At 60.3% G+C, this 25,262-nt stretch carries 25 protein-coding genes; 16 read left to right on the forward strand and 9 right to left on the reverse strand.

Annotated elements, in window-relative coordinates; all coding sequences use genetic code 11:
* Nucleotides 1–22: 22 nt before the first annotated feature.
* The 3 genes from FIV05_RS16400 to gstA all read left to right on the forward strand — a co-directional run bounded on the left by FIV05_RS16400 (nucleotide 23) and on the right by gstA (nucleotide 2,337).
* On the forward strand, nucleotides 23–1,243 hold the full coding sequence (locus tag FIV05_RS16400) for an NAD(P)/FAD-dependent oxidoreductase (protein WP_152510298.1): 1,221 nt from the start codon (nucleotides 23–25) through the stop codon (nucleotides 1,241–1,243).
* A gap of 87 nt (nucleotides 1,244–1,330) precedes the next feature.
* Complete coding sequence (locus FIV05_RS16405; protein ID WP_152510299.1) at nucleotides 1,331–1,735, forward strand: hypothetical protein; 405 nt, start codon at nucleotides 1,331–1,333, stop codon at nucleotides 1,733–1,735.
* Nucleotides 1,732–2,337, forward strand: coding sequence for a glutathione transferase GstA (gene gstA / locus FIV05_RS16410; RefSeq protein WP_152510300.1), 606 nt, complete (start codon nucleotides 1,732–1,734; stop codon nucleotides 2,335–2,337). The genes FIV05_RS16405 and gstA overlap by 4 nt, the downstream gene beginning before the upstream one ends.
* 457 nt (nucleotides 2,338–2,794) lie before the next feature.
* Here the strand turns inward: gstA and FIV05_RS16415 are convergent, their stop codons facing one another.
* The 7 genes from FIV05_RS16415 to FIV05_RS16445 form a co-directional block, all read right to left on the reverse strand.
* The gene (locus FIV05_RS16415; RefSeq protein ID WP_152510301.1) at nucleotides 2,795–3,418 is read right to left on the reverse strand and encodes a hypothetical protein; all 624 of its coding nucleotides are present in this window, start codon (nucleotides 3,416–3,418) and stop codon (nucleotides 2,795–2,797) included.
* Complete coding sequence (locus tag FIV05_RS16420; protein ID WP_152510302.1) at nucleotides 3,415–4,026, reverse strand: hypothetical protein; 612 nt, start codon at nucleotides 4,024–4,026, stop codon at nucleotides 3,415–3,417. The genes FIV05_RS16415 and FIV05_RS16420 overlap by 4 nt, the downstream gene beginning before the upstream one ends.
* A 56-nt stretch (nucleotides 4,027–4,082) precedes the next feature.
* A complete protein-coding gene (locus FIV05_RS16425) occupies nucleotides 4,083–5,624 on the reverse strand; it encodes an ABC transporter substrate-binding protein (protein WP_152510303.1) in 1,542 nt (513 codons plus the stop codon).
* Nucleotides 5,625–5,629: 5 nt separating this feature from the next.
* Nucleotides 5,630–6,508, reverse strand: coding sequence for an ABC transporter permease (locus FIV05_RS16430; protein ID WP_152510304.1), 879 nt, complete (start codon nucleotides 6,506–6,508; stop codon nucleotides 5,630–5,632).
* On the reverse strand, nucleotides 6,509–7,447 hold the full coding sequence (locus tag FIV05_RS16435) for an ABC transporter permease (protein ID WP_152510305.1): 939 nt from the start codon (nucleotides 7,445–7,447) through the stop codon (nucleotides 6,509–6,511).
* Between the two features lie 327 nt (nucleotides 7,448–7,774).
* Complete coding sequence (lysM, locus tag FIV05_RS16440; RefSeq protein WP_023000769.1) at nucleotides 7,775–8,209, reverse strand: peptidoglycan-binding protein LysM; 435 nt, start codon at nucleotides 8,207–8,209, stop codon at nucleotides 7,775–7,777.
* 154 nt (nucleotides 8,210–8,363) lie between these two features.
* A complete protein-coding gene (locus FIV05_RS16445; RefSeq protein ID WP_152510306.1) occupies nucleotides 8,364–9,224 on the reverse strand; it encodes a DMT family transporter in 861 nt (286 codons plus the stop codon).
* 261 nt (nucleotides 9,225–9,485) lie between these two features.
* Here FIV05_RS16445 and FIV05_RS16450 point away from each other — a divergent pair, with 261 nt between their 5' ends.
* The 6 genes from FIV05_RS16450 to FIV05_RS16475 all read left to right on the forward strand — a co-directional run bounded on the left by FIV05_RS16450 (nucleotide 9,486) and on the right by FIV05_RS16475 (nucleotide 15,232).
* A complete protein-coding gene (locus FIV05_RS16450; protein ID WP_152510307.1) occupies nucleotides 9,486–10,877 on the forward strand; it encodes a PLP-dependent aminotransferase family protein in 1,392 nt (463 codons plus the stop codon).
* Between the two features lie 148 nt (nucleotides 10,878–11,025).
* Complete coding sequence (locus FIV05_RS16455; RefSeq protein ID WP_228872444.1) at nucleotides 11,026–11,793, forward strand: glutaredoxin; 768 nt, start codon at nucleotides 11,026–11,028, stop codon at nucleotides 11,791–11,793.
* Between the two features lie 210 nt (nucleotides 11,794–12,003).
* Nucleotides 12,004–12,345 (forward strand): metalloregulator ArsR/SmtB family transcription factor, encoded by a 342-nt coding sequence (locus tag FIV05_RS16460; protein ID WP_152510308.1) that lies wholly within the window; start codon nucleotides 12,004–12,006, stop codon nucleotides 12,343–12,345.
* Nucleotides 12,342–13,268, forward strand: coding sequence for an SRPBCC family protein (locus FIV05_RS16465; RefSeq protein WP_152510309.1), 927 nt, complete (start codon nucleotides 12,342–12,344; stop codon nucleotides 13,266–13,268). Before FIV05_RS16460 ends, FIV05_RS16465 begins: the two co-directional genes overlap by 4 nt.
* 204 nt (nucleotides 13,269–13,472) lie before the next feature.
* Nucleotides 13,473–14,459, forward strand: a complete 987-nt coding sequence (gene denD / locus FIV05_RS16470) for a D-erythronate dehydrogenase (protein ID WP_152510310.1) — start codon at nucleotides 13,473–13,475, stop codon at nucleotides 14,457–14,459.
* Nucleotides 14,456–15,232, forward strand: coding sequence for an SDR family oxidoreductase (locus tag FIV05_RS16475; RefSeq protein WP_152510311.1), 777 nt, complete (start codon nucleotides 14,456–14,458; stop codon nucleotides 15,230–15,232). The genes denD and FIV05_RS16475 overlap by 4 nt, the downstream gene beginning before the upstream one ends.
* Nucleotides 15,233–15,272: 40 nt before the next feature.
* Here FIV05_RS16475 and FIV05_RS16480 read toward each other — a convergent pair whose 3' ends face one another.
* Nucleotides 15,273–16,193 carry a LysR family transcriptional regulator gene (locus tag FIV05_RS16480; protein WP_152510312.1) on the reverse strand — a complete coding sequence of 307 codons (921 nt, stop codon included), beginning with the start codon at nucleotides 16,191–16,193 and terminating at the stop codon, nucleotides 15,273–15,275.
* A 149-nt stretch (nucleotides 16,194–16,342) separates the two neighbouring features.
* On the opposite strand from FIV05_RS16480, the gene FIV05_RS16485 reads away from it, so the two are divergent.
* Both FIV05_RS16485 and FIV05_RS16490 read left to right on the forward strand, forming a co-directional pair.
* Entirely contained in the window at nucleotides 16,343–16,909 is a 567-nt protein-coding gene (locus FIV05_RS16485) for a hemerythrin domain-containing protein (protein WP_055655176.1), read from the forward strand.
* A 76-nt stretch (nucleotides 16,910–16,985) separates the two neighbouring features.
* Nucleotides 16,986–18,026: a glutathione S-transferase C-terminal domain-containing protein gene (locus tag FIV05_RS16490; protein ID WP_152510313.1), complete on the forward strand. Its 1,041-nt coding sequence runs from the start codon at nucleotides 16,986–16,988 to the stop codon at nucleotides 18,024–18,026.
* A 49-nt stretch (nucleotides 18,027–18,075) separates the two neighbouring features.
* On the opposite strand, the gene FIV05_RS16495 is transcribed toward FIV05_RS16490, so the two are convergent.
* Nucleotides 18,076–19,101, reverse strand: a complete 1,026-nt coding sequence (locus FIV05_RS16495; protein ID WP_152510314.1) for an AraC family transcriptional regulator — start codon at nucleotides 19,099–19,101, stop codon at nucleotides 18,076–18,078.
* A 242-nt stretch (nucleotides 19,102–19,343) separates the two neighbouring features.
* On the opposite strand from FIV05_RS16495, the gene FIV05_RS16500 reads away from it, so the two are divergent.
* The 5 genes from FIV05_RS16500 to peaD are packed head-to-tail and all read left to right on the forward strand — an operon-like array spanning nucleotide 19,344 to nucleotide 25,163.
* Nucleotides 19,344–20,690, forward strand: coding sequence for a lycopene cyclase family protein (locus FIV05_RS16500; RefSeq protein ID WP_209009682.1), 1,347 nt, complete (start codon nucleotides 19,344–19,346; stop codon nucleotides 20,688–20,690).
* A complete protein-coding gene (gene peaA / locus FIV05_RS16505) occupies nucleotides 20,687–22,252 on the forward strand; it encodes a quinohemoprotein amine dehydrogenase subunit alpha (RefSeq protein ID WP_173013871.1) in 1,566 nt (521 codons plus the stop codon). Before FIV05_RS16500 ends, peaA begins: the two co-directional genes overlap by 4 nt.
* 17 nt (nucleotides 22,253–22,269) lie before the next feature.
* Nucleotides 22,270–23,706: a quinohemoprotein amine dehydrogenase maturation protein gene (gene peaB, locus FIV05_RS16510; RefSeq protein WP_062488317.1), complete on the forward strand. Its 1,437-nt coding sequence runs from the start codon at nucleotides 22,270–22,272 to the stop codon at nucleotides 23,704–23,706.
* Nucleotides 23,703–24,035 carry a quinohemoprotein amine dehydrogenase subunit gamma gene (gene qhpC, locus FIV05_RS16515; RefSeq protein ID WP_152510316.1) on the forward strand — a complete coding sequence of 111 codons (333 nt, stop codon included), beginning with the start codon at nucleotides 23,703–23,705 and terminating at the stop codon, nucleotides 24,033–24,035. Before peaB ends, qhpC begins: the two co-directional genes overlap by 4 nt.
* Nucleotides 24,036–24,071: 36 nt before the next feature.
* On the forward strand, nucleotides 24,072–25,163 hold the full coding sequence (peaD, locus tag FIV05_RS16520) for a quinohemoprotein amine dehydrogenase subunit beta (protein WP_152510317.1): 1,092 nt from the start codon (nucleotides 24,072–24,074) through the stop codon (nucleotides 25,161–25,163).
* Nucleotides 25,164–25,262: the final 99 nt, after the last annotated feature.

A 25,262-nucleotide genomic window follows, 5' to 3' on the forward strand; every position in this document is an offset into this window, starting at 1 on the left:
GAAGACATCGAAAGGACTGACCATGAAGTCCCAACAACATGTCAGCACGCTTGTCATCGGAGCAGGACTTTCGGGTCTTGCCATGGCACGCTCTCTTTCCGATCGTCGCCTTCCAGTCACCGTGCTGGAAGCACGGGACCGGGTTGCTGAACCCTGGCGGGCGCGGCATCCGGCGCTTCGGCTCAACATACACCGCAAGTTTGCCAGCCTGCCCGGCCAGAAGGCGCCCAAGACCGATGGCGTCTTTCTGAAGCGTGACACCGTAGTGGAATTTCTTGAAGCCTATGTCGCGGAACTGGAAACACATGTCCGATACGGTGGGAAGGTGACCGGGGTCACCCGTACGCCAGACGGGTGGCACGTCTCCGCCGCGACCGGTGACTATCAAGCAGACAATCTGGTTATCGCGACGGGCCGCGAAAGCATTGCGCACATTCCGGACTGGCCGGGACGCGACCAGTTTTCGGGTGAGTTTCTGCACTCGGCAGACCTCGGTGATGTGTCCCGCTTCAACGGCAAGCGCGTTCTGGTCGTCGGCGCCGGCAACTCGGGTACGGACGCGCTCAACCATCTCGCGCGGCACCAACCGGCAGAGGTCATCGTGTCTGTCCGATACGGGCCTGCAGTCGTACCACAGCGCATCTTCGGGTTTCCGCTGCACCGGCTGGCCCGGGTCTTTGCGGCCCTTCCAGCCTGGGTTCTGGATCCGGCCTTTCGGCTTACCGAGCGGGTTTTTCTTGGCAATCTTCGCCGATACGGGCTGAGCACCCATCCAGAAGGAGGCGGAACCCGGCTTTTGCGGGACGGTGTCACCTTTGCGATCGATGACGGATTCGTCGCCGGCCTGAAGACCGGGCGGTTCCGGGTCGTTCCCGGTGTTGACCGCTTCGAGGGGGACAACGTCATCCTCACGGATGGCTCAAGCTGCGAACCCGACGTGGTCATCGCGGCAACAGGCTATCGCACGGGGCTGGAACCGCTGCTGGGACATCTCGGCGTGCTCGACCCCAATGGGGTGCCGCACTACCCGATGGGCGAGCGTGATCCGGAAAATCCCGGTCTCTGGTTCACCGGGTTCAAGCCGATTTTCACCGGTTACTTTGATGCCGCCGGGATCGTAGCCAACAGGATTGCCGCCGGGATCGCCGCTGATACGACGCATGGCGTATCTTCTGACGACCACGGAGCGCGGAAGGTTCATGCCGACAACGGACAGTCCGTCCCTGCAAACGCAACCGCTTGATGTAGCCGCCCCGGGCCGGTGCAAGCCCGGCATGTCGGTAACCCGGGCTGCCTCGGGCGCAACACGCTTCGAACAGGAACCAAGAGAATGAAATTCGTCAAAATCTGCTCACGCGCAAACGGCGACTCCCATTTTTCGGATGAGTTCTGGACGCTGTCGGACGGTGATTTCACGCCGCCTTCGCCAAAGGGCTACAGTGTGACCGAAACCATAGATGCAACCGGCGTTCTCATGATGCATCCCCCCCCCGGGTACAAGGACGAATGGCATTGCGCGCCTGTACCTGTTCTTGGAACCGTTCTCGGTGGCTCGGTCCGCATTGAAACGAGCGATGGAGACACGCGGCTGCTATCTCCCGGTGATCAGTTCCTGGCTGCTGACCTGCATGGCTCGGGACACAGAATGGAGGAAGCGAACGGCCGGGCTTATGACGTTGCGCTCGTCCTGCTGGATGGCATTCCTGACATTGGGTCCGGAGGGCAATCGGAATGAAACTCTATTTCATGCCGGGAGCCTGCTCGCTGGCACCGCATATCGCCCTGCGTGAGGCCGGTCTGCATTTTCGTTTGATAAAAGTCGACTACAAATCACGACGGACAGAAGAAGGGGACGACTTTCGCCAGATCAACCCCAAAGGGTACGTTCCGGCATTCGAAATGAAGGATGGCCAACTGCTGACCGAAGTCCCCGTGATCCTGCAATATATAGACATGGTCCGTCCCGAGGCCCGCCTGTTGCCGGAAGCCGCACTGGAGCGCCTGAGAGCCCTGGAATGGCTGAATTACATTGCAACCGAGGTTCACAAAAGCTTCAGTCCGCTGTTTCGCCCAAAGACGCCGGAGGCATTTCTTACTCCAGGCCGCGCACACTTGTCGCTGCGGCTGAGTGTGATTGATCGACATCTCCAACAGCACAGATACCTGATGGGCCCAGCCTTTTCGCTGACCGACGCCTATCTGTTTACCGTTTGCCGTTGGCTTGACGATCAGAAGCTTTCGATTGCGGACTGGCCAGCCTTGCAACGACATTCCGACGACGTTGCAAGGCGGCAGTCCGTCCGCGATGCCCTGGAGAGCGAAGGTTTGGCAGAATAGGGCCGGCCATATCCGCTGACGAGGCAGCGCGGCGCGGACTGGGGGTCACCCTGTGAAGAGGTGAGAGATCCACGAACAAGCCCGTGCCGGCAGCGAACGCACCGCCAGTTGGCAGTGCGTCGCCGGCCAGAGCGGCGTGGGACACACGCGCCATCGTCAGATCTTCAGGAAAAGAGAGGCGGTCTAAGCGCAGGATCTGCGTGTGGGGGGACGAGAATGGTCTTTTCCAGCCGCGACGTGGGTATTGCCGGAAACCAATTTCTCTGCCGCCACTCCTCGGTATGTTCCTGATGTACTTCCTCGACACAGGCGTGTGCCGCTCAACATATTCGTAAATACCGGGGATCGTCAGGCTGGTTCCACCTACCAATTCTGAACAATCATGACGAATTCTGACAATGCCACCTTCACTCGAAGCGCATCGGGAACGCAGCGGAAAGGGCTGCGCTCAGGAGGCTTATGTCGTTGTCGCAAGTTCTGCAGTAGTCCCTTTCAGGAACGGCAGGAACCCGTCCAGAAACCGGGTTGTCGCCGGCATGAAGTAGCTGCCGTGATGGTACATCGGGTCGAGAGACGTGATCAGCAGGCGGCCGGGGGTGGAAACCGTGTCCTCGTAGAAGATCGAGCCGAGATCTCCGACATCGACCAGCGACTGCGCTCCGTCTGGCACCTGGAAATAACCATGATAGTGCCAGGTGACGTCGGCCAGGGAGAGCCGGTTGAAGAGGGGATGGTCGGGCGTTGCCAACTTCAGGCCGATCTCGCCGCCTTCCTTCCACCACCAGAAATTGGTCGGCGTGTCCGTCCAGTTCACATTGGGCAACCAGTCCGGATGTCCGGTGGAGCCCATGGCGACAACGGTCTTGCCGCTTGCCAGAAAGTCGGCGATCTGTTCGCGCCGGGGGCGCAGCACCGAAGGGTCCGTGCGGCAGGAAACAAGCAGGGTATCGACGCCGGATAAATCTGCTTCCGGCAGGTCGCGCGTGTAGATGATCTCGTCGAAAAAGTCGCGGTAGCGTGGCTCGTAAATGGTGCGATGATGGTAGTAGGTGCCGGCGTCGAGCACTGCGAGCGTGGTCATTGCTGGGGTCCTTTTCCGCTGGCCCAGGCGCAGAGCTGCGGGGCAATGCGCGCCGTTGTGTCGCTGGAGCCGACGTACATCCAAAGATCATTGCCGGCATGCATGAAGATTCGACCGCCGGACGGGCGCTCATAGACCCAGTCGCAGGGCAGGCGGTCCGGGCCGACACCGTGGAGGCTAACAGCGCCTTCCGGCGGCGGGTTGAAACCGCGGGCGTAGAAGCCGGCAACGCCCCGTCGATAGGTCAATTCCCCGGTTGAAACGCCTTCGAACACCGGGTGGTCGGTCAACCGGTGGATCTGAAGGTCTTCCAGCGAGAAGCGGTTCAGGGGAACGAAAGGCTGGAATTCGGGCAGCATTGGCCAGGCAACATGGCCGTTGAATACCAGCGTGCCGCCAGCATCCAGAAACTGTTCGATCTTCGCTGTCAGGCTGCCAAAAAATCGCTGGTCGAGATGGGCCGGCAGGCAGAGCGCGGGGTAACGCGACAGGTCGGCGGTTTCGAGGTCGTAATGGCCGATCACGTCGATGTCGGGCACATAATCGCCAACATCGGGCAGGTCGTTGCCGGCGCCCTTGATCGGTTTCAGAAAAAGGCAGGATGCCATTCGGGTCTCCCGGAAAGGCCCGGACGGATAACCGTCCGGGCAAAGGTCAGGCGCAGTTACTGTTTGCTGACGGCCTTGAAATTGTAGAAGAAGCCGGAAGGATGGACCTTGTAGCCACTGACGTCCTCGCTAGAGGCAGCCACATAGATCTTGTGAACCAGCGGGATGATCGGCGCGTCGGTCTGCAGGATTTCCTGTGCCTTGGCATAGGTTTCCAGAGCTTCCGGACCTTCTTCCAGCGTGCGGCCCTTGTCGACGAGCGCGTCGAATTCCGGGTTCGCCCAGTTCTGGTAGTTGAGGCCCGCCTTGGAATGGAACTGCGACTTCAGGTGCAGATCCGGATGACCGGTCATTTCCGGGGTCCAGAAGACGACGGAAACGTCATAGTCGCTCTGCTTGACGAGATCGAGCATGCCTTCCCAGGTGTACATTTCCAGCTTTGTGGCAATGCCCTGCTGCTGCAGAAGCGCGGCCATTGTCTCGCTGATCGTGGCCATTTCGGCGCGGCTGGAATAGCTGAGGATACGCAGGCTCAAAGGCTCGCCGTCTTTCTGCCAGGTGTTGCCGTCTTTCTCGTAACCGGCCTCGGTCAGAAGCCTGGCTGCTTTTTCCGGGTTGAAGGAATAGGCTGAAAGCTCCGGTGCGGCCCACGGGAATTCCGGCGGAAAGAAAGTCCAGGCCGGCTTGCCGATGCCGTCGAGCGCGCCTTTGACCAGGATCTCCCGGTCAACCATCAGGTTTACCGCCTGGCGAACCTTCGGATCATGCAGCACGCTGTTTTCACCGGCATTGAAGGCGCCGTAATAGAGACCTGCGCTCGGCTCGGCATAGACTTCGAACTTCTCGTCGGCCTTCATGCGTTCCACATCGGAAGGCAACAGGTGGACGACGAAGTCGACCTCGCCGGTTTCCAGGGCCAGCGCGCGGGCATTGTGGTCCGGGATGTAGCGGTAGACGATTTCTTCCAGCTTGGGTGCTTCGCCCCAATAGTCATCGTTGCGTACAACGGTGGTGCGGTCCTGCTTCTGGTACTCCTTGAACACCCAGGGACCGGTGCCGACCGGCTTCACGAACTCGCCGTTGTCGTCGAACGAGGCCTTGCCGTAGATGACGGTGATGGCGTCGGTCAGCTGGTTTGGCAGGGCTGTGAAAGGTTCGTTGGTCTCGATTTCCAGTTCAAGGCCGGAAACGGCGCGGACTTCCTTGATGTTGAGCAGGTCGGATGCATAGGGCAGCAACGCGATCACCCGCTCCAGCGAGAACTTTGCGGCTTCCGCGTCAAAAGCGCTGCCGTCATGGAAGGTGACGCCGTCACGCAGCTGGAAGCGCCAGACATTGGGTGAAACGCGTTCCCAGGACGTGGCAAGACCGGGCACAAGTTTCATGTCGAAATCGAGCTTTACCAGAGTGTCCAAAATCTCGCTTTCGTTGAAGAAACGGCTGCGGCGCGGTTTCATCGACAGCGGCAGGGCTTCCCACATGGTGGCAACGGTCAGCGTTGAACTGCCTTCGGCCTGCGCCGGCATGTGCGGCAGGCTCAGCATGGCGGCCGTTGCCACGGAAACGGCAAGACGGACCAGGGTTCTGCGGGAGATCATGAGGATTAGCTCCTTGGTTTGAGGATTGTTTTTCGAAGGGTCAAAAGGTTGGTGTGGCGGGCGCGCATCCGGTCGCCGATGCCGTCGCCCAGCAGGTTCACCAGCATGACGAAGGCGGTGATCGACAGGCCCGGGGCGAGGACGAGATGCGGATGGCTGCGCATGTGGTTGCGCGCATCGGCGATCATCCGGCCCCATTCGGCTGTTCCAGGTTCCACGCCAAGGCCAAGGAAGCTGAGCCCGGCAAAGGCGAGGATGACCCAGGAGAGCGAATAGGCGGCCATGGTCAGGAGAGGCGCGGTAATGTTCGGCAGCAGATGGCGATGGACAATGCGTTTGCGCGACGAACCGAGCGCTTCAGCCGCCTGCACATAAAGTTTGGCCCGTTCCACCAGGATCATGTTGCGCACCAGCCGGGCATATTCGGTCCAGTGCACGGCAGTCAGCGCCAGAAGCACGACGGCAAGGCCAAGCCCCATGACTCCGGCGATGATCATGGCAATCGCCAGTGCTGGCAGGACAGAAAGTCCCTCGCAAAAGCGCATCAGAAGCTGATCCGGCCAGCCGCCGAGATAGCCGGAGATGCAGCCGAGCAGCGTGCCGGTGAGCGCGGACGCCAGCACCACCAGCAGGGCCGCGCCGGTTGTGAGGCGGCCAGCGTAAAGGAGGCGGGAAAAGACATCACGGCCCATCTGGTCGGTGCCCAGAAAATGCTGCCAGCCCGGAGGCGCAAGACGGTTCAGGATGTCTATCTGGTCCGGCGGGTAGGGCGCTGCGAGCGGTGCCAGCACGATCAGAAGTATGAGAAGGGCCAGCAGTCCGGCACGCGTTTCTCGGCTCTGTGCATCAGGTCTTGTCTGAAGCAGGCGTCGGGATATTGCCATTCAGATGGCCTCCTGAACGCGCGGGTCAGCCAGCGTCACAAGGTAATCGACCAGGAGATTGATGATGATGTAGCCGCAGGCGATCACCAGGAAGCAGATCTGGATCAGCGGGTAGTCACGGTTGAGCAGCGAAGCGACCAGCAGGCTGCCGATGCCCGGCCAGGCGAAGATCGTTTCCACGATGATCATGCCGTCAAAGGCACGGGCGAATTGCAGTCCGGTCAGGGTCAGGAGCGAAGGCAGGATGTTGGGCAGGGCGTGATGCAGCAGGATCCGCGTCTGGCTGAGGCCCTTGGCCTTGGCCGTGCGGATGTAGGCATGGTGGAACTCGTCCAAGAGCCTGGCCCGCACGAAGCGCGCAATCACGCCTGTCATGGTGGTCGCGATGACCAGCGTCGGTAGCACCGCATGCGCAATCGTGCCGTGGCCCGAGCTCGGCAGCCAGCCGAGGGTAAGCGAGAACAGAAGCGCCAGCAGCAGCGCGTACCAGAAATTGGGAATGGACAGGCCGGCAACGCTTGCCACCGCCAATAGACGATCCGCAAGGCCTCCGGCGTGATAGGCACAAAAACAGCCGATCGGCACTGCAAGGACAAGGGCAAGGCCGATCGACAGCAGTGCCAGGATCAGTGACTGGCGTATCCGCAGCAGGATATCGGCGGAAACGCTTTCTCCGGTGACGAAGGAAGTGCCCAGATCCCCTGTCAGCACATTGCCGAGCCAGCGCAGGTATTGAACGGGCAGGGGATCGTCAAAGCCGTTTTCGGCTGAAAATCTGTCGACCGCAGCCGCATCCGGCAAGGTGCCGTCCATCTGGGACAACAGCAGTACTTCAGCAAAATCCCCCGGCAACAGGCGCAACAGGGCGAAGCCGGCAATGGACACCAGGAACAGCAGTATTACCGATTGGACAAGCCTGTGGCTCAGCCGGCGCACCATCCGAAAACCGCCCCAAATCCACTGAATGAGAAAACTTGAGCTTTATAATCATATTTCTAAGGGTGGTGTCGAGGCTGGTTTGTAAAAAAACTTGAAAAAAATACTCAGATTTCTATCCGGCAGTTTGTACTGCCGTTTGAAAAGCGGAAAAGTCGAGGGCGCAGCTATGAGGTTGCCCAGGAGGCATGGGGACCGGGCGTCTCGGAAAATATGCCTGGAGAGAGGTTCTGAGCGGTGCCGGCCCTGCGGGCGGACATGGAGCGCAACGGGTAACACCCGGAAAAGGAAGCAAGCCACGGGGAAGCCGTGGCTTGCGGAAATTCGGACTTAGAGGGCGGGGATGCGCAGCACCTGACCCGGATAGATCTTGTCCGGATCGGACAGCATCGGCTTGTTGGCTTCAAAGATCGCCTGGTACTTTGCGCCGTTGCCATAGGCCGCCTCGGCAACCTTCCAGAGCGTATCGCCCTTGACCACCGTGTGGAACTTGGCTTCCGGTTCGCTGCTTTCGACCGTGATTTCTTCCTCGACCTTGGAAATGCCAAGTACGTTGCCGACGGCAAGGATCAGTTTTTCACGGGCTTCCTGGGTAGGGGCTGCGCCTGCGATCTTGACGGTGTCGCCGCTGACTTCAACCTTGACGTCGCCATCGAGGCCGAGGTCGGCAACTTCCTTTTCGATGGCTCCAGCGCTTGCTTCCGGCGCTTCGTCATCGCCGAACAGCTTCTTGCCCGCATCCTTCACGAAATCAAAGAAACCCATGTCATTTTTCCTTTAAGTCAATTCAGCCGAAATCCGCCGGTACGCCCCGGCGGAGGCAATTTCACGATACGGAACCATATTGCAAAATTCTCAGGGAGGCGGAATCGAATTCCGGTTGGGCAAGACGTGTGCGGCGGGCCGGAAAGAAGAGGCTTCAGGCGAAGCGCTTGGCACCGGCAACGCAGCCCACCACCAGGGTGGTGACGAGGAGCATGGTTGAAGACACCGGTTCATGCAGCAGCAGGCTGGCCAGCATCAACCCGAAGAAGGGCTGCAGCAGTTGCAACTGGCCGACACCTGCAATGCCGCCGATGGCGAGGCCCCGGTACCAGAAGATGAAGCCCACAAGCATCGAGAAAATCGAGACGTAGCCGAGCCCGACCCAGGCGGGCATTTCGATGCCTGTCAAACTGTCCGGCCATGTCAGCAGTGCAAGCGTTCCCATGACGGGAAGCGAAAGGGCAAGTGCCCAGGAAATGACCTGCCAGCCGCCAAGACGGCGGGAGAGGGCGCCACCTTCTGCATAACCGAAGCCGCAGACAATGACCGCCGCCAGCATCAGGAGATCGCCCTTGAGTGAAAGGTCCGCACTCTGTGACAGCGCATAGGCGCCGACAGCCGCGCTGCCTGTACAGGAGAATACCCAGAACAGGGGCTTTGGGCGCTCCATGCCGCGCAACATGCCGAACAGGGCGGTCGCCAGGGGCAGAAGACCGATGAAGACAATCGAATGGGCCGCAGTGACATGTTGCAGGGCAAGTGCCGTCAGCAGCGGAAAGCCGACGACGACACCGGCCGCAACAATCAAGAGCGAGACCACGTCGCGCCGCTCCGGTCGAGCCTGCCGCAGCAGTAGCAGCAACGCAATGCCAAGGAGCGCCGCAACAACGGCACGGGCGGAGGTCAGGAACATCGGGTTGAAACCACTGAGCGCAACCCGTGTTGCCGGCAGGGAGCCACTGAAAATGAGAACGCCCAGGAGCCCGCTGCCCCATCCTGCCATCGATGCCTGCATATCCGGTCCTTCTGCTGTCTTGTTTTTCGAGGTTCACTCGCGTGTCAGGGAGGCTGCCGCATCCGTCCTGCTCTTTTGCGAAGCCGAGAGGCCAGCAGACAAAAGCGAGGCTTGCCGAACGTAGCCTCTTCCTGAACGTCCATGACGCCACGTTGCAGGGGCAGGAATAATCCGGAGGGGCTGGTCAGGACAGAGACAGTGCAATACAATTTTGCAAAACTGTACTGTACACACTTGCCATACACTTCAGCGGACAAACGAATGGAACAGGACACACGCACGGCCACGGTAATGGAAGCCGTCAAGCGGAAGATCGCCAGCCGGTTGCTGCAACCTGGTGAAAAGCTGCCGTCTATCCGTGGATTTGCCGCGACCATGCGGGTGTCGCCGTCAACAGTCGTGACCGCATACGACAGGCTGGCGGCAGAGGGCATCATTTATGCCCGTCGAGGCTCCGGCTTTTATGTTGCCGATGCCGCCCGTCCGTTCTCGGTCGCCGACGTCGGGCCGCAGCTTGACCGGGAAATCGACCCGTTCTGGGTGTCGCGCCAGTCGCTTGATGCCGGGCCGGATGTTCTGAAACCCGGCTGCGGCTGGCTGCCGGCGGACTGGATGCCAAGCGAGGCCATGCAGCGTGGCTTGCGCGCGCTGGCACGTACCGGCGGTGGCCACCTGTTCGACTATGGCGAAACTCGGGGTGCTTTGAACCTGCGCCATCTGCTCGCCCGGCAGTTCTCGGAAGAAGGCCTTGAGGTGAACCCCGGCCAGGTGCTGCTCACGCCATCGGGAACGCAGGCGATCGACCTCATTTGCCGCTTCTTTTTGCGGCCGGGCGACACGGTTCTGGTCGATGACCCGTGTTACTTCAACTTTCAGGCGCTGCTGAAGGCGCACAGGGTGGAGGTTGCCGGTGTGCCGTTCACGCGCAGCGGACCGGATACCGAGCTGTTCGAAGAAGCGCTGACCCGGCACAAGCCCAAGCTCTACATCACCAATTCCGGCCTTCACAATCCCACCGGCGCGACGATCTCGCCTCAGGTTGCGCACAAGGTCCTGAACCTTGTGACAGCCCACGGCCTGGTGGTGATCGAAGACGATATATTCGGCAGCTTTGCGCCTGAACCCCTGCCGAGCCTTGCCGTTCTGGATGGACTGGAGCGTGTCATCCGCATCGGCAGCTTTTCCAAGACCCTGTCTGCCTCCGTGCGCTGCGGTTACATTGCCGCTCGGTCGGACTGGATCGAGGCGCTTGTTGACCTGCAAGTGGCCACCAATTTCGGTGGCCCGGGACCGGTCGCGAGCGATCTTGTCTATGGCGTCCTGAGCGACGGCAGTTATCGCAAGCACATGGAAGCCTTGCGGGTGCGCCTTGCGAAGAAGCGGCGCGAGGTTGCCGGCAGGCTGGAGCCACTTGGTATAACGCCCTGGCTCAGCCCCAAGGGTGGCTTTTATCTCTGGTGCAGTCTGCCGGACGGCCGGGATGCAGCCGCCATTGCCCGCTCGGCGCTGCGCCGGAACGTCGTGCTCGCCCCCGGCAACGTCTTCAGTGTTTCGCAGACGATGACCGGTTTCCTGAGGTTCAATGTCAGCCAGATGGGCGAGCGCCAGGTTTATGACGTGCTGGAAAGCGCGATGAACCCAGGTGGAGGCTGATCCTCGCAACCATCCGTGGCTCGCCGCGTTTGCCTGTCAGAAAACTTCAGCCGACCGGTGCGGGACAGGCATGCTTGCGCAATCAGTATCATGTCGAAGTGAGTGGTCGTTTCCCGGTCGGATCCCGTTTGACTGAGGAGCTTTTCCGATGAACGGCACTGACGAGCAAAAGACCGCCAGGCTTTACCGAATGGTCATGCCCGGGCACATCTGTCCCTATGGCCTGAAATCGAAGGACCTTCTGGAACGGCAGGGCTTCGAGGTTGAAGATCATCACCTCACCACCCGTGAGGAGACAGACGCCTTCATGGAAAAACACGGTGTCGAGACGACCCCACAAACCTTCGTCGGCAACAAGCGGATCGGGGGCTATGACTCCTTGCGCGTCTATTTCAAACTTGATCCGCCAGAGGAGGAGCGTAGCGACACGACCTATCGGCCCGTGATCGCCATCTTTTCAGTGGCCCTGCTTCTGGCGCTTGGCCTCTCCTGGCATCAATATGGAACGCTGCTCAGCTTGCGGGCCGTGGAATGGTTCGTGTCGCTTTCCATGACAATCCTCGCAATCCAGAAGCTGCAGGACGTGGAGAGTTTTTCCACGATGTTTCTCAACTACGACCTGCTGGCGCGGCGCTGGGTTCCCTATTCCAGGATCTATCCCTATGCCGAAGCCTTCGCCGGTATCCTGATGACGGCCGGTGCATTGGTCTGGCTGTCGGCGCCGGTTTCCTTCTTTATTGGTCTGATGGGCGCTATCAGCATATTCAAGGCGGTTTATCTGGAGAAACGGGAGCTGAAATGCGCCTGCGTTGGCGGCAGTTCCTCCGTTCCACTCGGCTTTGTTTCATTGACCGAAAGCCTGATGATGACGGCCATGGGGCTGTGGATGCCGGCTCGGGTTTTGCTGATGGGATGACGGGGTGCGAAGCACGTTGGCTTCTGCGGCCAGGGGGGATGGACGGCAGATTGGCCAGGTTCGCCCTTGCGATTAATTTTCAAGGTTCGGTTATAACTATCTGACGTTAAAGTCTTTTATTTTAATCGCGCTGACCGTTTTAGGCTAAAACTTAGCTAATTGACGAAGTTTTTTCTTGCGCCTGATGTGGATTTCGAAATACTTAGCAATATGGCTAAGCATGATCCTGATCTCTCCCTGTTGTTCCACGCGCTGTCCGACCCGACGCGCCGCGCGATATTGACAAGGCTCGCAAGTGGCCCGGCGCGGGTGACAGACCTTGCGGAGCCGACCGGACTGAAGCTGCCGACGGTCATGCGGCACCTTTCCGTGCTGGAGGAGGCAGGTTTCATCACCACCGCCAAGGATGGACGCATACGCACCTGCGCCATCGTTCCGGAAGCCATGGAGCCGGTGCGGACGTGGATCGATGAACAGCGCGCCATCTGGGAGGCTCGCCTCGACAGGTTGGATGCGTTTGTAATGAACGTGATGAAGGAGAACGGAGAATGACGCAGAGCGTGGTTCTGAACAACACAGCCTCCAACGCGGCTGGCGAGGGAAGAAACGGATTTGCGACGCTTGTCTTCGAGCGCGACATGGCTGCTCCTGCCGAAACCCTCTGGCAGGCCTGGACCGCTCCGGCGGCAAGGGCTGTCTGGGCGGCACCGTCACCTGCCGTTACCGTGGAATTTCTCGAAGCCGACACCAGGGTGGGCGGACGCGAAATTTCGCTCTGCAAGGTGGATGGCCAGCCGGATATGCGCTGCGAATGCGGTTGGCTGGACCTTCAGCCACCTCTGCGCAGCGTGAATTACGAGGTGATTTCGTGCGAAGGAGAAACTCAGTCCATCGCGCTTGTTACGGCGTCGATCGCGGATCTGGGTGAAAGCAGCCGCATGTCCGTAACCGTGCAGCTTTCCTCGCTGGCCGCGAATATGGAAGGCGGATATCGGGACGGCTTCAATGCGGGCCTGAACAATCTGGCAGGCGCTGCCGAGCGCACGATGATCTTGCAGCGGGTGATCCGCGCACCACGGTCCGTTGTCTGGGGCGCCTGGATGAACCCTGAAACCCTGCCGCAATGGTGGGGGCCGGACGGCTTCTCCTGCCGCACCACCCGGATTGATCTGCGCGCAGGCGGCGAGTGGGTGTTCGACATGATCGCACCAGACGGTACGGTTTTTCCGAACCACCATCTCTATACGGACGTCCGGCCAAACGAACGGCTCAGCTATACGCTGCTCTGGGGCGAGAATGGCCCGAAGCATGCCGACGCCTGGGCCTCGTTCGAGGAAGAAGACGGCGCAACGAAGGTCACGCTCGGCATGGTCTTCAGCACTGCTGCGGAATTCCAGGAAGCCAAGGGCTTTGGTGCTGTGGAACTTGGACAGCAGACATTGGGCAAACTGGAAAACTTCATCAAGGCGGGTTGAGCCGCCGCGTTGTCTCCCTGATCTGCGAAAGTGGCTCAGGGGGATCACTTTTATTGCGGGCCGCTCACAGGCCGAATGTCGAAGCATTCAGGTTGTACTTCGGCCGGGAGAACACCTTTCCGCTTAATCCGCCTTGCCCTTCGGTCCAATCTCCGCAAGTCTCCCGAGGAACGTTCCTGCCATCAAGTTCCGCGGAGACCCTCCATGCATGTTCTCGTCATCGGCGCTGCCGGTATGGTTGGCCGCAAGCTGGTTGAAAAGCTGGCTGCGCAGCCGGAGGTTCTTGGTTTTGAAGTATCCCGACTGACGCTGGCCGATGCCGTTTCGCCAACAGTTCCAGCAGCATTGCCCGGAATTGCCGAGGCGATCACCTTGGATCTTTCGAAAGCAGGAGCCGCCCGGACGCTGGTCGCTTCGCGCCCCGATGTCATCTTTCACCTGGCGGCCATCGTCTCCGGCGAAGCGGAGCAGGAGTTTGAAAAGGGCTATGCGGTCAATCTCGACGGCAGCCGCGAGTTGTTTGAGGCGATCCGGATCGAAGGCGCACGCGAGCCGTATTTTCCGAAGGTGATCTTCGCATCGTCGATTGCAGTGTTCGGTCAGCCGTTTCCCGAAAAGATCGGCGATGAATTCTTTACAACGCCGCTGACAAGCTACGGCACGCAAAAGGCGATCACCGAACTTCTGCTGGCCGATTATTCCCGCAAGGGCTTTTTCGACGGCATAGGCCTGCGCCTGCCGACCATCTGCATTCGCCCGGGCAAGCCAAACAAGGCGGCCTCTGGGTTCTTCTCCAACATCATGCGCGAGCCGCTTGCCGGGCAGGAGGCTGTTCTGCCGGTGGAAGACAGCGTGCGCCACTGGTTCGCCAGCCCTCGTGCCGCGGTCGGCTTCTTCGTTCATGCCGCGCGGATGGACACTGCTGGCATCGGTCCACGCAGAACGGTCACGCTGCCGGGTCTTTCCGCCACTGTCGGGGAGCAGATCGAGGCCTTGCGGCGGGTCGCGGGGGAAAAGGCCGTCAGGCTGATCCGCCAGGAACCGGATGAAGCTATTGCACGGATCGTTGAGGGCTGGCCGAGGAATTTCGATGCCAGGCGTGCGCTGGACCTTGGGTTCCAGGCGGAAGCAAGCTTTGACGACATCATCCGCATACATATCGAAGATGAACTGGAAGGCAGAAACCCATGACCGCAGACGGATTTGACGTGAAGGGAAGGATCGCGCTTGTGACCGGTGGCGGCACGGGGGTAGGCAAGGCAGTTGCCGCTGGTTTGAGCCGCGCCGGCTGGCGGGTTCTGATCACTGGCCGCCGCAAGGATGTCCTTGAAAAGACTGCGACCGAACTCTCCCGCAACAGCGGCAATGAAGTCTCTTGGATTGCCGCTGATGTCGGTGACCCGGCATCTGTGAAGATGCTTTTTGACGAGATCTCGAAGACTTTCGGCAGGCTCGATCTCCTGGTCAACAACGCAGGGATCTCGAATTCGTCCGTTCCACTGGAAGATATTTCTTTCGAGGAATGGAGCGCTGTCGTGGCGGCAAACCTGACTGGTGCCTTCCTGTGCACCCAGCAGGCCTTCCGGCTGATGAAGGCGCAGGAACCAAGAGGCGGGCGCATCATCAACAACGGTTCGATTTCGGCCACGACGCCAAGACCGAATTCGGCTCCCTACACCTCGACCAAACATGCCATTACCGGCCTGACGAAATCGGCCGCACTGGATGGACGCCCCTTCGATATTGCCTGTGGCCAGATTGACATCGGCAACGCGGCCAGTGACATGACGGCCAAAATGAGCGGTGGTGTGCTGCAGGCAAATGGCGAAACCGCTTCCGAGCCGACCATTGATCCGGCCCACGTCGCCAATGCCGTCACCTACATGGCCAGCCTGCCGCTGGATGCCAATGTGCTGACGTTGACGGTGATGGCAACCGGTATGCCGTTCGTGGGGCGCGGCTGATCTAGACTTCGCGCTGCAAGGGTTTCAGTCCGGAAGGGTTTCAGTCCGGGGCAGGGACTTGCGGCTCGTTGCCAAGGCCGGAAAGACAAGCTGCCCGGATCTCCTCCGCAAACAGGCGCATGCGACGGTTGAGGCGGCGTTCACGGGCGTGGAGCAGATAGATGCCCCAGGCCGGCACAGCGATGTCCGGTAGCAGGGGCACCAGCTGTCCGGCTGCCAGTGCGCCCGTCACGATGAAATCCGGCAGCCGGCTGATGCCATGCCCCAGGATGGTTGCATCCAGCAGGAACGCGCCACTGTTGGAATTGAGTGCGGGCTGAAACTCAAGTTGCTGGCGCTTGCCTTTTTGCGTTTGGAACTCCCAAACGGTCCGCCTGGCCCAGCCGAAATGAAGAAGCCGGTGCTGCTGCAGATCTTCGATCGATTGCGGTGCAGGATGCTGGCGCAAGTAGTCGGGGCTGGCAAAGAGGCAATGCTCCACGGTACCCAGTTTCAGCGTGATGGCATCTTCGGGCCGCGTTTCGGTGATACGGATCGCAAAGTCGTAGTTCTCTCTGGCCAGATCGACCAGCCGGTCATCGAAATCCACGGTCAGCTGGATATCCGGGTGACGAGCCTGGAAATCAATCAGCGCTACATTGAGGAAACCGTGGCCGAAATCTCTGGGTATCGAAATCGACAAGGGCCCGGAAGGGGCTGTTCCGCTGCTCAGGAAATCGTCCTCGATATCATCGACATCACTGACGACGCGGCTCGCGCGCTGAAAGAGTTCGCGCCCGGGCTCGGTCAGGTCCCAATGGCCGGGCGAGCGATCGACGAGACGGGTCCCATAGCGATCTTCCAGGAGGGACAGGCGTCGGCTGACGGCCGACTTGGCAATGCCGAGTTCTCCAGCGGCTTTCGAGATGCTGCCACTGGCAACCACCTGAACGAACAGGCGCAGGTCTTCTATCTGTCCCAAGTGTTCTCCAAATCAGAACGTTGATCCCTGATTTTGATATCTGGTTATGAAATTTGCAACTTCCTATCTGTGGCAAGACCTGAAGTGCCGGACCGTTTCACGCCAGGTGTCTTCCGATCCGGCCCGCCAACAATCAGATTGGAAACGTCATGAACGCAGATATTGAAATTCGCACCACGGAAATGCCCGCGGACATGCGCATTCTGCTGGATGCGTATCCGCGCGATACCTGGGAGGCACATCCCGGTTTCAAGGAGAAAACCAGCAACTGGCTGGGGGCACATGTGATGTTCCGGCAGTTGGCGGAACTGGTTCGTCTCGAAACGGAAGCCTATCTGGAGAAGCTGAGAGACCCGGACGATTTTGCTGCCAGGCTCTCTCGTTACGGCGATCTGCTGGTACGCAATCTCCATGGCCACCACACCTGGGAAGACAAGAGCTACTTTCCGGAACTCTGTGAGGCCGACCCGCGTTTCGAGAAGGGACTGGAGATCCTGGAGAAGGATCACGAGGCGCTGGATGCGATGCTGTTCCAGCTCTCGCGAACCGCCAATCGCGCCATCAAGCTGGTCCAGCTGGACGAAGCGCAGGCGCGTGAGGAAGCCGGCAAGCTGCAGCCGGTCACCGGGACGATTGAAAGCCTGCTGGCGCGCCACCTGAGTGATGAAGAGGAATTGGCAGTTCCGATCATTCTTCACCATCGCCTGCGCGGATAACGGCAACAAGCGGCCGGGTGCGGTTTTGCGCCCGGCCGCTCGTTGGTTCTAGACTGACAGCCCCCGGAGGAAGACGATGCCCAAGCCGAATGCCGATTTGTCCAAGGAAGAAAACCAGTCTGATGCGGCCGGTCGACGTGCGCAAGGAGAGTTCGTGCGCGGTGTCAGCGGCTTTCGGTCTGCTATCGGCGATGCGGATTTCCCGGCCGAACCCGGGAGATATCATCTGTTTGTCGCACTCAATTGCCCCTGGTGCCACCGTGTAACCCTTGCCCGAAACATCCTCGGGCTTCAGTCCGGTGTTTCCATGGATGTCGCCTTTCCGGGCCGGACTGAAAAAGACGATCCGGCAGGGGAGAACCTTTGGGAATTCAACCCTGGTCGGATTGCGAGCCTGACAGGTGCGCCCTTGCCGGAATGCACTGAGGAAACGGCGACGGGCGAGGGGCTGCGCCTGGTGCAACAGATATACCGCGCCGAAGGGTCTGATGAACGATCCGTCCCGGTCCTTTACGACAAGAAGCAAAAGCGCATCGTCAACAACGAAAGCGCCGAGATCATCCGCATGCTCAACGCGCATGCCGAGACGCTGGGCAGTGCGATAGTTCGGGAAAAAAGGCCTGACCTTTATCCGAACGATATGGATTTGCAGTCGGAGATCGATGCCCTGAACGAGGCAATCTACACACGCATAAACAATGGCGCCTACAAGGCCGGTTTTTCTTCCGACCAGAGCGTCTATGCGGCAGCTTACGAAAGTTACTTCACCATGCTGGCAGAGCTGGAAGACCGGCTGGCAGCGAATGGTGGACCGTTTCTCACCGGGGAGAGCTTTACGGAAGCCGACCTGAGGCTGTTTCCGACGCTTTACCGGCACGACCCTGTCTATTTTGTGCGCATGAAGCTGAACGGCGCGCGGATCCTGGACTATCCCAATCTCTGGCACTGGCTGTGCCGGGTGCATGCCTTGCCGGGTGTTGCCGACAGTTCTTCGCTGGTCCACTGCAGGCAGGGGTATTTCGGGCGCTCCTGGAACAACGTCGTGCCGCTAGGGCCGTTCCGGCCAATGCCTTACCCGCAGGCCTATTCGCATCCCGAACTTGCAGGGGCGCCGTAAGTGGGGTGGAGGCGAGCTACGTGTTGTTGGTCAGTCTCTCAGGCGTCAGCTAGCGCGCAGGCGTTCGGCCATAACTTTGCCGATACTGCTTCGGCGTCATGCCGGTCTTGCGCTTGAACGCCCGCTCGAAAGCGGTCTGGTCGGAATAGTCCAGTTCGAAGGCGATCTGCGCCAGGGAATGGCTGGTATCGACAAGGGCATGGCGGGCTATGCGGTAGCGGCAGTCGTCCAGGAGAGTGGAGAAGCGCAAGCCTTCCTCACCCAGATGCCTGTGCAGACTGCGGCGCGAAAGGCCGAGGCGCCGGGCAACGGCTTCCTGGTCGGAGGTCCCGGTGCCGAGACCCTCGTAGATGGCCGTGCGTGTGCGTGCGGTCAAAGACTTGGTGCGGGCCTTGTTGGCAAGTGCCTCGCTCAAGCTGGCAAGAGCGTTGCGATGGCCACCGCCACTGTCGCGCGGCATTGAGGCGGACAGGACCTTTTCAGGAAAGCTGAGCGCGTTCGTTTCACAGTCGAACAGGCAGAAGCTGCCCGCGGTTTCCGCCCAGATCGACAGCGGGCGCGCCGCCGTGTGTTCGAAGCAGATGAGATCCGGTTGCCAGTTGGGTCCGGCACCACGCCGGATAAGCTCTGTCAGGACGGAAAGCGTGAATTCCGCATCCTGCCTGCGCGGCCAGATATCCGGATTGAGGATACGGTAGGTGAGGGTGGCAACGCCGTCTTCAACGGTCAGCTGCAGATCGGTCTCGCTCTGGATGAACTTGATGAAGCGTTCGAACGTTCGCAAAGCAGAACCGACGGTGGAGGCAGTCAGAAGGGCTTCACCCAGTTCGCCGAGGTCGTGAAGGTTGAGCCTGGGTCCTGATTGCCAGCCGATGCCGGGTTGGCCAAGCATGGCGGCGCCGTGCTCGTAGATCTCGACAAACGCATAAAGCGGGATTTCGAAGTGTGCGTCCTGCCAGGCGTCGACAGGCACGCCGCTCTGGCGTCCCAGAGCTGCCGGCTCCAGCCCCTTGTCGATCAGCATTGACTGCAGACCGCTCAAGGCACCTGCGATGATCGTGGCACCTGTTGGCATGACCCCCGCCTCTCCCGAAAGTCCCGCTTGGCCCACCTGCCGCAGTAAACGGCAAGTGGAAGCTTCAACTACAGCAGAGTTCCGGAGTTGTTGCAATTGACCAGTTCGGGATTTCAATAGGCCGGCAAAGATTGGCCGAAATTGTCGAGAAGTACGAAAAAGCCCTCTCTCTAATGGCAGGCACAGAGAGATCCGGTTCAGCACCTTGAAAACTTGGGCGGCCGGACGAGGGAACAGATTTGGTGACCTGCATCGATGTGGCAGTGGCCGGCGGTGGACCCGCCGGTGCATTCACAGCGCGTGAGCTGGCTTGTGCCGGGCTCAGCGTGCTCCTGATCGACCCGGCAACCTGTCGGCCCAGGCTGGAAGGCCTCGGCGAGCGGGTGGCGCAGCTTCTTGTTGCCAAGGGACTTGGCGACGTGCTGGGTGCTGCCAGCGACCCCTTACCCCGACACGTGACATGGGCTGGCCTCACCGGAACGGCCAATGGCGAGCGGCTGGTTCGACGTCATGTCTTCGACGAGGCCTTGAGGCGTGCAGCCATTGAGGCAGGCGCACAGACCCGGCAGGCACGCCTTGCCCGGATCCTGAAATCCGACGAACAGCACGGCGTCGTGTTGAAGCTTACGACTGGTGAGGAGATCCGCGCTCGCCTGTTGATCGACGCACGCGGACGGCAGACTTCTACCGCCCAGCGCCTCAAGGGGCCGCAGACCCTGGCAATTGCAGGACTGGCCACGCAAGCTGCAGGTGCCGCCGGTACCCATGTGGAGGCCACCCCTGAAGGCTGGCTCTGGGTTGCGGAAGATCCGGGTTTTGGCCGCTGGCTGCAGATTTCCGTTGGCGCGGATGATCTCGTTGGAGCCGGACAAGCAGCCTTGCGGGAACGAATGGCCCGGTTCCTTTCCCAGGACCAACTTGCTGGCCGGTTCTCGGACCTCGTCTTTCAGGATCCGTTGATTGCCCGCTCGGCCGGTCTTGTTCTGGCAGCTCCCCGGTTGAAGCTGCCGGTCATCCCGGTTGGCGATGCCGCGGTTGCAATCGATCCCTTGTCCGGTCACGGCCTGTTCTGGGCCCTGTCGTCCGCGCTTTCCGCGGTGCCGAGCGCGTTGACCATGCTCGAGAACCCGGAGGATGGAAGCCGTCTTGCCGTCCGGTTCTACCGTGACCGCGTCGTGGAAACCTTCTGGCGTCAGGCGCGAACGGGACGCGATTTCTACCGGTTGGAAACGGGCCTTTCCGACAATCCTTTCTGGGCGGAACGGGTTTCATGGCCGGATGACGAACCGTCCCATCCGACCGTGTTCGAAAACAGCCTGCACAAGCGCGTTGTTGTCGAAGGTAACCACCTGGTCGAGCGCGAAGTGCTGGTGACGCCGCAGGATCCCGGCGGCGTTGCTTATGTCGCGGGCATTCCAGTGGGCGACCTGAAGCCTTTCTTTCCGTCTTCCGCCTTGGCGCAGCCGCCGCCAGGCGCACCGTCTCCCGCGCTCAAGGCCGCCTTCAGCTGGCTTGAAAGCCGCGGACTTCTGCATGGCTCGCTGAGCCGCACAAAACAACAGCAGACCAAAATGAGGGAAACAGCATGATCAAACGAATGCGAAAGGGGCATCTGGCCGGTCTTGCCGGGCTAATGCTTCTGATGCCTCTTCCGGCGGGGGCGCAGGATGGTGCCACGCTTCTGGAGGAAAATTGCAGCGGCTGTCACATGGCCGACGACAATGGGGCGCTCAGCCGCATCAGCGGTCAGCGAAAGACGCCCGAAGGCTGGTTGATGACCATCGTTCGCATGCGGCTCTTCCACGGCATGGAAATAGAGCCTGCCGTGCAGAGCGAGCTGGTGCACTACCTTTCGGATACGCAAGGTCTTGCCCCCAGCGAAACCGAAGGACTGCGCTACGTTCTGGAACGTGAACCTGCACACCTGGAAGAGGTTGAGGCCCCGCTCGGCGAAATGTGCTCCCGTTGCCATTCAGCCGCTCGTTTCAAGCTTCAGCGGCGCACACAGGAGGAATGGGCGCTCCATATCGATTTCCATGTCGGTCAATGGCCAACCCTGGAATATCAGGCGCTCGGGCGTGATCGTGAATGGCTGAAACTGGCCCGCGAGGAAGTGGTGCCGCTTTTGGCCGAGCGCTATCCGCTCGAGTCCGACGCCTGGAACACCTGGCTGGAGGCACAAAAGCCGGAGGCCGCTGGAAGCTGGGTGTTCGCAACCAGCCTGCCGGAGAAGGGCGAAGCCTACGGCACGCTTGAAGTCTCAGGTGACAGTCAGCCCTATACGGTTTCCGGCACCTTGATGACCGTCGGCGGCGAGGAGCTGACCCTAGAGGGCAAGCTGAACGTCTATACCGGCTACGAATGGCGCGCCAACCTGGACATTGGCGGAACGAAGTACCGGCAGATCCTCGCAATTTCGGAAGATGGCAGCAGCTTGAGCGGCCGCCAGTTCCTACATGCCGAAGATAGTCTGGGAGGCTCCTTCAAGGCGGCCAGGGCTGGCGGGACTCCTGCGGTCGTCGGCGTCGTGCCGTCCACGGTTCCGGCCGGCAGCAGCGCTACGGTCCAGATCGTTGGCACTGGGCTTGGCGATATTGCCCTCAGCGGTGCGCTTGAAGCCACCGGTGGCGCTGCCAACGCCTATGGATCCGCAATTGAAGTCTCTCCCGCGGCGGATACCGATGGCCTGATCACGGTTGCGTCCGGAGACACCGCCACGGATGAGACGCTGGCGGTCTATAGCCATGTCGACAGCCTGAAGGTGGAGCCGGCCTTTGCCGTTGCCCGTGTCGGCGGTGGTGGCGGGTCTGCCGGCAAGGTACCCGCCCGCTTCGATGCGGTCGGTTACTGGAATGGTCCGGACGGTCAGCCGGGGACCGAGGACGATATCCGCATCGGCTCCGTGCCGGCATCCTGGTCGGTTGCGCCCTTCAACGAAGAGGCCGAGCACCTGAAAGATACGGAATATGCAGGTGTGATGGATGAGACGCTCGGCATCTTCATGCCTGGCGTTGCGGGCCCGAATACCGAGCGTCCGTTCTCCACCAACAATGCGGGCAATCTGAAGGTGCTGGCAACCAGCGGAGAGGCGACCGGCGAAGGTCAGCTCATCGTCACGGTGCAGCGCTGGAACGATCCCCCGATCCGCTGAAACAGGAGTTTGTAATCATGGGATATCTCTTTTTTCAGCCGCAGAATGCGCACCGGGTCGAAGTTGACGGACGCCATCTGCTCTTCCACGTGCCGACGACATCTCTGTTCGAGATCGACCGGCTCGACAATGACGTGATCGACCTCTTCAGAGACCGGACCAGGGTTTCCGAAGCCGATGTCCGGGAACGGTTCAGCGGCCGGGTCGATCCGCTCGAGGTGACAGAGCGGATCCGTTCGTTTCTCGATCTCGACATTATCACCGACGGCCGCCCGCCACGGGCGGAACGGCCGCCTATCCACATCCAGAACTTCCCGCTGACGACGATCGTTCTCAACGTCAACACGGGTTGCAATCTTTCCTGCACCTATTGCTACAAGGAAGATCTGGATACGCCGTCCAAGGGCCGGCGCATGGCGTTCGAAACGGCGAAGCGCTCGATCGAACTATTGCTGGCGGAAAGCCCCGACCGGGACAGCTACAATGTTGTCTTCTTCGGCGGCGAGCCTCTCAGCAACCTGGCCCTGATCAAGGAAGTCGTTGCCTACGCGGAAGACCGTTTCGGCACTCTCGGCAAGCGTGTCGACTTTACCCTGACGACAAACGCGACACTTCTGACCGAGGAGATCGTTGACTGGCTCAATGCACACCGGTTCGGTCTGACCGTTTCGATGGACGGGCCTAAGGCGCTTCACGACAAGAACCGCAAGACAGTCGGCGGCAAGGGCACCTACAACGTCGTTGCCTCCAAGACGAGGATGCTGCTGGAACGCTACACCTCCCGCCCGGTCGGCGGGCGAGTGACGCTGACCCATGGCGTGACTGCCGTCTACGAGATCTGGGATCACCTGAAAAACGAAATCGGCTTTCATGAAGTCGGCTTCTCGCCGGTGACCTCCGGTCCCATCGCGCCGTTCAACCTGACCGGCGACGAGCTTCAGACAGTGTTCGACGAGATGAAACGTCTTGGACGGCACTACCGGGATGAAGCGCTTCTTGGCCGCAACATCGGCTTTTCCAACATGCACCAGCTCATGAACGACCTTTACGAAGGCCGGTCAAAGGCACTGCCTTGCGGGGCAGGGCTCGGCATGCTGGCGGTCGATCACGAGGGCGGTCTCAATCTCTGCCATCGGTTCACCGGGTCCGACATGGAGACCTATGGCACGGTCGACGGCGGCATTGAAAAGCAGAAGCTCGCCCGTTTCATCGAGGACCGGGCAGACCGCACTGACAAGGGCTGCTCCACCTGCCGCATCCGCAACATCTGCGCGGGTGGCTGCTACCACGAGAGTTACGCCCATTTCTCCGATCCGATGAAGCCGACCTACCACTATTGCGACCTCATGCGCGACTGGGTGGATTTTGGTATCGGCGTCTATGGCGAGTTGATCGCCGGCGCTCCGGCTTTCTTTTCGGATCACATCATGCCTCGGAGGGCATTCGGCAAATGAGACACTTGAAACCCCTGAACCAGAAAGCTGACCGCGTCGTCACTGCGGTCGAAACCGACAAGATGGACGAAGTGCGGGCCATGCAGACCGTTGTGGTTGGTTGCACATCGACCCTCGATCCCGGCTGGGAAGTCGACCCGTTCGGCGGTGTCGCGGCCCTGTGCCAACCGATGGAGGCCGATCTTTATGGCTGTTCGGACCCTTGCTGGTGGCCGGCCCAGGTGCCGGACACCATCAATTCCTATCGGAACTGGAACGCCGATGCCGACAATGCCGGCAAGGACTGGCGCTCGCTCGGAACGGTTTTCCCGTCCGACAGCGAAACCTGACCGGCTGACGCCCTTCAAGATATTCGGAGAAACCCGATGCGAAACCTTATTGCTGCGGCAAGCGCAGCCCTGGCCTTGAGCCTTACCGCTCTGCCGGCCCTCGCCAAGGATCTGATTGTCACGGCCGCAAAGCCCGACCGGCTTTACGTGATCGACGCCAAGGCACGGACGATAGAGACCGACTGCAAGCTCGACTTCAACCTGATCCCCGGTGTCATCGTTGTCTCGCCGGACAACAAGATCGCCTATATCCTCGGCAATCGCTGGGAGGATGTTTTCGGTATTGACCTTGCCACCTGCGAGACGGTGTTTTCCGCGCATCAGTCGGAAGGCGACATCCGGCGCAAGACAATTGCCTCGCTTGCCGTCTCCAAGGACGGCAAGGAGGTTTACACGGTGCGCAATCCGGTTCGGCTGCTTGCCGACCGATACGAGGTTCTTGAACCGGAAATCGCGGTCTATGAGACGGCAGCCGGTCTTGACGCCAAACCGGCCCGCACATTCCCGAGCCCGCGCCGAATGACGGTGATGGCAACCGGGCGTGACGGCATGCTCTATGCCGCCGGGCATGAGATCTATGCGATTGACCCGAAGACCGGCGAAATCTCCATCAAGATCAAGAATGCCACCTGGGACCGGCCGACCTATTCTCCGCCGGACGTCCTTGCCTTCTGGCCCATCGGCACGCAGGCAGACGAGTTCATGCTGCTTTATTCGGCCGCCAAGTTCACCGACGAGTCGATGAGCGAGATTGCCGATTTCGTCTGGGGATACCAGTCGGTCGATCTGACGACCGGGCAAGCCGACATCGCGGATTTTGCCAGCCTGGAAGTGATCATGTTCTCCGCCGTGCGTGACCCCAACGACAAGAGCAAGCTTTACGGTGTCTACACCCAGCTCTCCAAGCATGATGTCGAGAAGAAAGAGCTGATCAAGCGGGTCGACCTGCCGCACACCTATTACTGTGTGAACATCTCGTCCGACGGCAAGGAAATCTATGTCGGTGGTACGAATGACGACATTGGCGTCTATGATGCAGAGACCCTGGAACGTATCGGCGAAATTCTTCTGCCTTCCGGTGGAGACATGGCTGCCGGTACGATGCAGGTGATCAGCACCGGAAGCTAGGGGAGAACCGAACCTGCCAGGCCCCCGGTTGTCATCCCGATTTGCCGCATCAGCGGCAAATCGGGACCCGGTATTCCCGGTGGCAACTGAAGTGCTCCA

The sequence above is a fragment of the Labrenzia sp. THAF191a genome (assembly GCF_009363335.1).
In the GTDB taxonomy this organism is placed as follows: domain Bacteria; phylum Pseudomonadota; class Alphaproteobacteria; order Rhizobiales; family Stappiaceae; genus Roseibium; species Roseibium algicola.